This window comes from Micrococcus sp. KRD077, assembly GCF_017168505.1.
In the GTDB taxonomy this organism is placed as follows: Bacteria; Actinomycetota; Actinomycetes; order Actinomycetales; family Micrococcaceae; genus Micrococcus; species Micrococcus luteus.
Map to the genome: position 1 here is coordinate 4,560 of NZ_JABFAZ010000032.1, position 2,473 is coordinate 7,032.

At 63.5% G+C, this 2,473-nt stretch carries 2 protein-coding genes and 1 pseudogene; 2 read left to right on the forward strand and 1 reads right to left on the reverse strand.

Annotation, left to right across the window (positions count from 1 at the left end; all coding sequences use genetic code 11):
• A pseudogene (locus J1M39_RS07780) lies at positions 1–227 on the forward strand (IS5/IS1182 family transposase); the annotation flags it as partial.
• 62 nt (positions 228–289) lie between these two features.
• Here the strand turns inward: J1M39_RS07780 and J1M39_RS07785 are convergent.
• Positions 290–1,147 (reverse strand): DUF4062 domain-containing protein, encoded by an 858-nt coding sequence (locus J1M39_RS07785; RefSeq protein ID WP_036316260.1) that lies wholly within the window; start codon positions 1,145–1,147, stop codon positions 290–292.
• 176 nt (positions 1,148–1,323) lie between these two features.
• Between J1M39_RS07785 and J1M39_RS07790 the strand changes: the two genes are divergently transcribed.
• The gene (locus tag J1M39_RS07790; protein ID WP_031943889.1) at positions 1,324–2,097 is read left to right on the forward strand and encodes a class I SAM-dependent methyltransferase; all 774 of its coding nucleotides are present in this window, start codon (positions 1,324–1,326) and stop codon (positions 2,095–2,097) included.
• The last annotated feature ends 376 nt before the right edge of the window (positions 2,098–2,473 follow it).

The following is a 2,473-nucleotide window of genomic DNA, read 5'->3' on the forward strand; positions in this document are numbered from 1 at the left end:
CCGACCAGCAGGGCCACCGCAGACGGCGCGGTGCCCGCGGCGGGCGCCCCGTCGGCCTCGACGCGGACGCCTACAAGGGCCGCAACGTCATCGAGCGTCAGTACGCTCACCTGAAGCAGTGGCGGGGTCTGGCGACCCGGTATGACAAGTACGCGATCATCTACAGGGCCGCTGTGGTCCTGAATGCTGTGCTCGCGTGGTCGGAGGCATTGTCAGACACGCCCTAGTTGTACTGACCGGAGACGTTGATCGAAGTCCCCCCTGAGAACAGCTGGATCACGGCTCAACATCAGCCGACGTGGAAGTCCTTCTCCCGCGCTTCGCCGCCCTCAAGCCACCGGACGCGCAGCACATCTGGAGAACCACCACCCATCGCAAACTCGACACCGAGGCGACGAGACTGCCCCGCGTGAATGACGGTGGGCGTACCGTCCGTGGCCAGGTACATTCGCGAGTCTTCGATGGCGGGTTCAAACGTGACCTCTTCGGCATCGAGTTCTCCCACATTGGTGATCTCGAGCCAGCGACGAGTCCGATACTGAGGACGGCCGCTTCGGGAAAACCCGTTGTGCTCACGCTCCTGGTGTGGCTGCACGATGAACCGCACGCCAGCCGTCGTGGAAGTCGACGCGAGCGGCGCCAGCTTCATTTGGGCGATGTCATACTCGATTGCCTTCCGTACCTCATGTTCCAGTTGTGTGGTGGTGTTGAACTCTCCAAGGAGCCCACGCTTCTGGAGTTCAGCCTTGAACTCTCGCAGGCCCTCCAGTTGTTTCGTGTCGACATCATGGGGCAGGGGCGCGGTTGAGAAGTAGGGGTGCACTGGTTTTCCGAGGGCTTCGGCGCGCTCGATCTCCTCGACAGTTCCAGACACAGCCTCCGGGGTGGGGGAGCCAAGGCGGCCACCGAACAGTGCGATGACGATGTCCGACCCCTCAACACCCTGCATGTTGATGAAGGACTGCGGGTGCCCTCCGAGCTGGGGCACCGAAGACGTCTCCCACCGCCATGGCTGGAGGACAACCTGCTTGTTCTGCGCATTGGCCTGGTTCCACTCATGAACCGCCTTTTCTACGGCGTCTCTGGCCTCTCCCGTGTCGGAGGGAGACGCGATCAGAATGCGAAGAACGGTCGCCGTGTACGCCATGACAGCCACAATAGCTCCGTGAGCCGGACTTCACCTCAGGTCGCACGGAGTCGTATGCCAATGCTCACCTGCTGCGGGGCAACACGATGGACGTCTCCGGTAAGTACACCTAGCGAGTCGCCCATACCACGGCTGCCAGCCCGATATCTTGATATCGGGACATTTAGGAGCTCTCCATGCCGATCGACTTCCATGCCAAGCGCAACGCCCGCACCTACGTCGGCCGCGAGGCTCATTCTAGTTGGACCACCGCGATGACGGCGTTGGTGAACCCTGAGGGGCTCGACGTCGTTGATGTCGGCTGTGGGGGCGGCATCTACTCCCAGCAATGGGCTCGCCTGGGCGCTTCCAGTGTGGTGGCACTGGACTGGAGCGAGTCGATCCTCGAGTCGGCGCGGGACGCGGTCGGGGACGACCCTCGCATAAGTTTCCGCATCGGGACCGCCGATGCGACCGGCCTCCCGGACGCCTCCTGCGACCTGGTCTTCGCGCGCGCACTGGTCCACCACCTCGACGACCTTGCTGGTTTCATGCGCGAGGCCGCGCGGATCCTCCGGACGGGCGGCTGGCTGATCGTCCAGGACAGGACGATGGAGGACGTGGCTGAGCCCGGGAGCCGCACCAACCCGCGCGGCTACTTCTTCGAGGTTCACCCCCAACTGCTGCGGGTCGAACAGGGGCGTCGCCCCGAAACCCAGGTCGTTCTTGGTGCCATGACAGGGGCCGGCTTCAACGCCACGGACGTGTTCAGCCTGCACGAGACACGCCGGCACTACGAGGAGCGCGAGGAGTACCTCGAAGAGATCCGGAACCGGGTCGGGCGCAGCATCCTGCACGATCTGGACGAAGACCAACTCGCTGAGCTGGTCGACCGACTCCGTCAAGAACTGCCCGAGACCAACCTCACCGAAACAGACCGATGGACCGTGTGGGCAGGGCAGAAGGCATAGCAATCCTCAGTCCCTTGGGTGACGCCGCATAGGGCTCTGCGCCGCCCGTAACTCGGCATGAGCGCGCGACCACGCGCAACGCCTGCCACCGGGGTGAGATCCGATAAGCAGACGCGCCGCAATGGTGGCTATGCAGCATCGGTGACCGTTGGTGCGGTGCAGGCAACCCCTCGACATCATTACAGTGCCCTGTGGTTGCCTTGGGTCTGCCGTGACTCCACGGTGGCCCGAATGAAGCGTCCCGGGTGTGATGCCGCTTCCTTTCGAGTTCGAGAGGATGTTGTTCATGCCGAAGAAGTTCGATCCCGAGGTGAAGGACCGCGCGGTGCGGATGGTCCTGGACCGTGTCGAGGAAGCCGGGTCAGTCACGAAGGCC

Coding starts and splice junctions, on each gene's coding strand:
- J1M39_RS07785 (WP_036316260.1), bottom strand. CDS start 1,147: ATGGCGTACACGGCGACCGTTCTTCGCATTCTGATCGCGTCTCCCTCC.
- J1M39_RS07790 (WP_031943889.1), top strand. CDS start 1,324: ATGCCGATCGACTTCCATGCCAAGCGCAACGCCCGCACCTACGTCGGC.